General features: G+C 72.5%; 6 protein-coding genes. 3 read left to right on the forward strand and 3 right to left on the reverse strand.

Annotated features, from left to right (window positions below; all coding sequences use genetic code 11):
• The coding region (locus AOK11_RS41200) for a PspC domain-containing protein (RefSeq protein WP_157869533.1) at window positions 1-307 on the reverse strand (307 nt) is incomplete at its 3' end.
• A gap of 180 nt (window positions 308-487) precedes the next feature.
• On the opposite strand from AOK11_RS41200, the gene AOK11_RS36990 reads away from it, so the two are divergent.
• Together AOK11_RS36990 and AOK11_RS36995 are read left to right on the forward strand one after the other, a co-directional pair.
• Complete coding sequence (locus tag AOK11_RS36990; protein ID WP_055598007.1) at window positions 488-1,780, forward strand: ATP-binding protein; 1,293 nt, start codon at window positions 488-490, stop codon at window positions 1,778-1,780.
• Complete coding sequence (locus AOK11_RS36995) at window positions 1,777-2,529, forward strand: LuxR C-terminal-related transcriptional regulator (protein ID WP_055598008.1); 753 nt, start codon at window positions 1,777-1,779, stop codon at window positions 2,527-2,529. The genes AOK11_RS36990 and AOK11_RS36995 overlap by 4 nt, the downstream gene beginning before the upstream one ends.
• Before the next feature lie 44 nt (window positions 2,530-2,573).
• Here AOK11_RS36995 and AOK11_RS37000 read toward each other — a convergent pair whose 3' ends face one another.
• Window positions 2,574-3,623, reverse strand: coding sequence for a C40 family peptidase (locus tag AOK11_RS37000; protein ID WP_055598009.1), 1,050 nt, complete (start codon window positions 3,621-3,623; stop codon window positions 2,574-2,576).
• A gap of 389 nt (window positions 3,624-4,012) precedes the next feature.
• Between AOK11_RS37000 and AOK11_RS37005 the strand changes: the two genes are divergently transcribed.
• Complete coding sequence (locus AOK11_RS37005; protein ID WP_055598010.1) at window positions 4,013-4,366, forward strand: hypothetical protein; 354 nt, start codon at window positions 4,013-4,015, stop codon at window positions 4,364-4,366.
• On the opposite strand, the gene AOK11_RS37010 is transcribed toward AOK11_RS37005, so the two are convergent.
• The gene (locus AOK11_RS37010; RefSeq protein ID WP_055598011.1) at window positions 4,344-5,360 is read right to left on the reverse strand and encodes an SLAC1 family transporter; all 1,017 of its coding nucleotides are present in this window, start codon (window positions 5,358-5,360) and stop codon (window positions 4,344-4,346) included. The two genes, AOK11_RS37005 and AOK11_RS37010, sit on opposite strands and share 23 nt — an antisense overlap.
• Window positions 5,361-5,425: the final 65 nt, after the last annotated feature.

A 5,425-nucleotide genomic window follows, 5' to 3' on the forward strand; every position in this document is an offset into this window, starting at 1 on the left:
CGCCACCGGTGGCGGAGAGCACCGCCAGCGTGATGCGGAAGATCACCGGGTCCATGTCGCACTGCCGGCCGAGCCCGGAGCACACTCCGCCGAGCATCTGGTGCCGGCGGTCGCGCCGGAAACGGTGCGGCGGCTCGGGCACGGGTGCCTCGCCGGGAGGGTGCGGAGCTCCGGCGGCTGTCCCCCCGGCCGCCGTACCGCCTGCCGCGCCCGTGGCAGACGCGGTATCCCGCGGCCCGGCGCCCTCGGGAGGGCGCGGGCCGGAGCCGGGTCCCGGACCCGTCGCGGCGTGCTGGTGATCTGTCATGAGTCCATGGTGACGGGCGAGCCGCCGCGACGGCAGTCGGGACGACCCTGGCCGGACCCTGATATCGGCCCTGAGGGGTGGCCGGAGAGCGTTCGGGGGGCCGGACCCCCCGGAGATCAGGGGAGTCTCCGGGACCAACCCTGATGCCGCGGAACCAGGGGGCGTGTGACCATCATTGGCATGTCGGAAGCCGCAGCAGCGCCACTCGCAGAGCCGCGGCCGCCGCGCAAGCTCTACCGCAGCAGTGACGGACGCTGGCTCGGTGGTGTGGCGCGGGGGCTCGCCGGACACCTTGGGCTGCCCGTGATCTGGGTACGGCTCGTCTTCGTCGGCCTGTTCATGGCCGACGGCCTGGGCGCACTGCTGTACGCCGCCTTCTGGTTCTTCGTACCGCTCGGGGTCGGCGGAGTGGACGCGCAGAAGCCGCCCACACTGGTCGCGACCGAGAGCGCGCCGGACGGCCGGCGCAGACTCGTCACCCGCAGACCGGACAAGGGCCAGATCGTCGCCCTGCTCCTCATGGTCGTGGTGGCCATGGTCTTCGTCGGCAATGTGAACCTGTCCAACGGTGCCAGGGCCTACCTCTGGCCGACCGTGCTCGTCGGCGCGGGCGTCGCCCTGGTCTGGCGGCAGGCGGACAACGCGCGCCGGGCCCGCTGGGTCGAGGTCGGCAGCCGGCGCCGCACGGTCACCCTGCTGCGGGCCGGCGCCGGCGTACTGCTGGTCACGGCCGGTGTGTCGGGCATCTTCGTCCTCCGGGGCTCCGGCGCCCACCTCGCGTCGGTGCTCCAGGCGGCCCTCGCGGTCCTCGTCGGGATCACGCTCCTCGCCGGTCCTTACCTCGTGCGCATGACCCAGGACCTCTCCGAGGAACGGCTGATGCGCATCCGTGCCCAGGAGCGCGCCGAGGTCGCCGCCCACGTCCACGACTCGGTGCTGCACACCCTCACCCTGATCCAGCGCAACGCCGACAGTCCGGGCGAGGTGCGCCGGCTCGCCCGCGCCCAGGAGCGGGACCTGCGCACCTGGCTCTACAAGCCCGAGGGCACCGGCAAGGACGAGGCCGACGAGCCCACCACCCTCGCCGACGCCGTACGGCGCAATGCCGCGGAGGTGGAGGACAAGCACGGCGTCCCCATCGAGGTGGTCGTCGTCGGCGACTGCCCGCTGGACGAGAAGATCGGCCCGCAGATGCAGGCCGCGCGCGAAGCGATGGTGAACGCGGCCAAGTACGGTGGCGAGGGGGGTGCCGTACAGGTCTACGCCGAAGTCGAGGGAAGGACGGTCTTCGTGTCCGTCCGGGACCGCGGCCCCGGCTTCGACCTCGACTCGATACCCGCCGACCGCATGGGTGTCAGAGAATCGATCATCGGCCGCATGGAGCGCAACGGCGGCACGGCGCGGCTGCGCGCGGTGCCGGACGGCGGCACGGAGGTCGAGCTGGAGATGGAGAGGGCGGAGAACACGTCATGAGCGAGCCGAACGAGCCGACCGACCCGAACGGAACGGCGGGACCGGCGGCCCGGGCCGCAGAGTCCGCGCAGCCCACCGGTGGCGCCGGACGCCATGTGCGTGTCGTCCTCGTCGACGACCACCGCATGTTCCGCACGGGCGTCCAGGCCGAGATCGGACAGACCGAACAGACCGGCGTCGAAGTGGTCGGCGAGGCCGCGGACGTCGACCAGGCGGTCACGGTCATCACCGCGACCCGGCCCGAAGTCGTCCTCCTCGACGTGCACCTGCCCGGTGGCGGCGGCGTGGAAGTGCTCCGGCGCTGCGCCCCGCTGATGGGCGACGCCGAGCAGCCGGTCCGTTTCCTCGCGCTGTCCGTCTCGGACGCGGCGGAGGACGTGATCGGCGTGATCAGGGGCGGCGCCCGCGGATACGTGACCAAGACGATCACCGGGACCGACCTGGTCGACTCGGTGTTCCGGGTCCAGGAGGGCGACGCCGTCTTCTCCCCCCGCCTGGCCGGCTTCGTCCTCGACGCCTTCGCCTCGACCGACGCCCCGCCGGTCGACGAGGACCTCGACCGCCTCACCCAGCGCGAGCGCGAGGTGCTGCGGCTGATCGCCCGGGGATACGCGTACAAGGAGATCGCCAAGCAGCTCTTCATCTCGGTGAAGACGGTCGAGTCCCATGTCTCGGCCGTCCTCAGGAAGCTCCAGCTCTCCAACCGCCACGAACTGACCCGTTGGGCCACGGCTCGCCGTCTGGTGTGACCGGCTCGCACGGCTTCAGGTCCGTGAGCCGGTGAGCCCGGCCGTCAGGCCACCCGGGTGGCTCCCGCGAAGGGCATCTCGGTGAGCGGGGCGACGCGGACCGTCGATCCGGAGTTCGGGGCGTGGATCATGCGGCCGTTGCCGATGTAGAGGCCGACGTGGGTGATGCCGGAGTAGAAGAAGACCAGGTCGCCGGGGCGGAGTTCGGACCGTGCGACGCGGCGGCCGGCGTTGATCTGGGCGTAGGTCGTGCGGGGCAGGGACACGCCCGCCGAGCGGTACGCGGCCTGGACGAGGCCCGAGCAGTCGAAGGCGTTCGGGCCGGTGGAGCCCCAGACGTAGGGGCTGCCGAGCTTCTGGTACGCGTAGGAGACGGCGTCGGCGGCCCGGGGGCCGGGTGCCCGGGACGTGACCGATTCCGGGGCGGAGTCGGGGGCGGCCGGGCCGGCGCGGTCCGTGCCGCCGTCGGTGAGTTCCGTGCGCTGCTCGGATGTCAGCCGGGACAGCAGACGGCGTGCGGCTTCCAGTTTGCCGGTGACCGTTTTTTTGTGCCGCTTCAGCTCCGCCTGACGGGACGTCAGTGAGGTGAGTTCGAGGCGGGCGGCACCGCGCAGCCGCTCGATCTCGCGGAGTTGCTCGCGTACGCGTCCCACGGCCGCGTTCTGGCGGCTGCCCGCCCGTTCGGCGAACGCGGCGCCGTCCAGGTAGCCGTCGGGGTCGTCCGAGAGGACGAGTTGCAGGGCGGGGTCGAGGCCGCCACTGCGGTACTGCGCCGCCGCGACCGACCCCAGCGCCGCCCGTGCGGAGTTGAGCCGGTCCTCCTCGCGGGCGGCCTGCTCCTGCAGGTCGTGCAGTCGCCGCCCGGCCGACTCCGCCTTCTCCTTCGCACCGTTGTACTTCTCGGTGGCGGCCTCCGCCTCCTGGAACAGCTTGTCGGCCTCGGCCTTGACCTGCCCCGGTGCCAGTTGGGGCTCGGCGTGCCCCGTCCCGTCGAACCCGGTCGCGGTGGCCGCGCCGGCGAGGACGAGAGTGACGGCCCTGCGGGTCCTGCCGCCGCCCATCAGAAGCTGTCTGGGCTTGCGGTGTGCTGCCACGTGGACTCCACGTCCTTTCCAGACGACCGCCCGGTCCGTGCGCACGGTCGGCCGGAGGGCTCGGCCGCCGCGCCTTCCGGGCGGTGGTGTCCGGCTGCCGCCCCTGGTCCGGGCGGCGGTGGGGAGCCGGCCACCTGGGGGAGGACGCTATTCCGGGCCCAGACGGCCTGGTGACGGGTTGATCGGAAATGACGGGAGCGGATCGTTGGGTGAGCGCGAGAGAGCGAAGGTGCGGGTCGCGGCCGTCGCCTTCCGTCAGCACGATGATCAAAGCGCCGAATGAGGGGCGGGGCGGTGGGCCCGGGTGCTATGCGGCGCGTCGGGCCGAGAGGCCGGCGGACCGGGGCGGTGTCGGGTGGAGAACAGGGGCCTCGTTAGGCTCCGGACTCATGGACGTACTCATCCACCTCTTCGTCGGCCTGCACATCATCGGCATCGCGTCGCTTCTCGGTGGCTTCCTCACCCAGATGAAGGCGATGGGCCAGGGCACCGCACGCTTCGTTCCCGCGATGCTGCACGGTGCGCTGACGATGCTGGTCACCGGTGTGGTCCTGGTCGGGCTGAACCAGGCACAGGGCTATTCCGTCGACAACATCAAGATCGGTGTCAAGCTGGCCCTGCTGATCGTGATCCTCGGCCTGGTCTATGTGAAGCGGGACGACGAGAAGGTGGACAAGAGCCTGTTCGGCCTCGTCGGCCTGCTGACCACGGCGAACATCTTCATCGCCGTGCTGTGGACCTGACGGGTCCCCGCACGGGTCCGGACGTGATCGCGGCCCGCGCCGAGGTCACCGCACCGACGGCGACCACCAGCCAGACGGCCACCACGACCCACGACAGCACACGCCCCAGGCTCCCGAGCCACGGGACACCGACGGCGGCGGACGCGGACAGCGTCGCCGCCGCCGTCATGCCCAGGGGGAACACGGTCGCCCAGCGCCGCGTGTCGTACCGCGGCCGCGGCCGGACGGCCTCGCCGACCAGCAGCACGCCGTACCAGGCCAGGTCGAGCACCAGCAGGCCGACGGTCATCACGCGCAGGACACCGAGGTCGTCGTCGTTCCACAGATACAGCCGGGCGCTGTCGGCGGCGAGCAGCTCCGCCCCGGCGAGCGCCGAGATGGCGATGGCACCGCTCGCGACCCAGTGGTCCCCGGCCCCCTCGGTCACCTGCCGCAGGTCGAAGCGGAACAGGGCGAGGACGTAGAGCACCAACCCGAACCAGAACAGCACCAGCGCCACCCGCGCCAGCCAGGCCGCCGACTCGGCCGCGGCGAGCGTCGCGGCCAGGACGGCGAGCGCCTGCGTGGCCACGCAGCACAGGAACACCGATCCGGGCATGCGGGGGCGTCGGCGCCGTACGACCAGGAGGAGCAGCACAGGCCAGAGCACCGTGGCCAGCGCGAGCAGTGCCCCGGCGAGCGCGTCGTGGCCCAGCGCGGACACCCGGGTGCCGAGCACGGCCGTCGCGGCGACCGCGGTGAGCGCACCCGGAGTCTTCGCCTCCGACGCCCACCGCTCCCGTTCCCGCAGCAGCCGCAGGGTGAACTCCGCCGCCAGGCCCAGCCAGGCGGCGCAGGCGAGCACGAGGAAGATCAGCGAGAGGATCTCCCGCCCCGCCAGATGCAGGGCCACCGACACGATGCCGGTCGCCATCACAGCGGCGCCGGCCGCCGGGGAACGCTGCGCCCACCAGGCGCGGAAGGGGGCGGCGGGGAGGACGGGAGGGGCGGGCATGGGCCGATGCTAGAAGAGTCCGCCGCGCCGGAAAGGTTCACCGCGCGGTGACCGGCCGGTCACCG

It is taken from the genome of Streptomyces hirsutus (assembly GCF_001418415.1).
GTDB classification, from domain to species: domain Bacteria; phylum Actinomycetota; class Actinomycetes; order Streptomycetales; family Streptomycetaceae; genus Streptomyces; species Streptomyces hirsutus.

What these genes read in the sequence shown, in the direction of transcription:
- AOK11_RS36990 (WP_055598007.1), top strand. Translation starts at nt 488, where the DNA reads ATGTCGGAAGCCGCAGCAGCGCCACTCGCAGAGCCGCGGCCGCCGCGC.
- AOK11_RS36995 (WP_055598008.1), top strand. Translation starts at nt 1,777, where the DNA reads ATGAGCGAGCCGAACGAGCCGACCGACCCGAACGGAACGGCGGGACCG.
- AOK11_RS37005 (WP_055598010.1), top strand. Translation starts at nt 4,013, where the DNA reads ATGGACGTACTCATCCACCTCTTCGTCGGCCTGCACATCATCGGCATC.
- AOK11_RS37010 (WP_055598011.1), bottom strand. Translation starts at nt 5,360, where the DNA reads ATGCCCGCCCCTCCCGTCCTCCCCGCCGCCCCCTTCCGCGCCTGGTGG.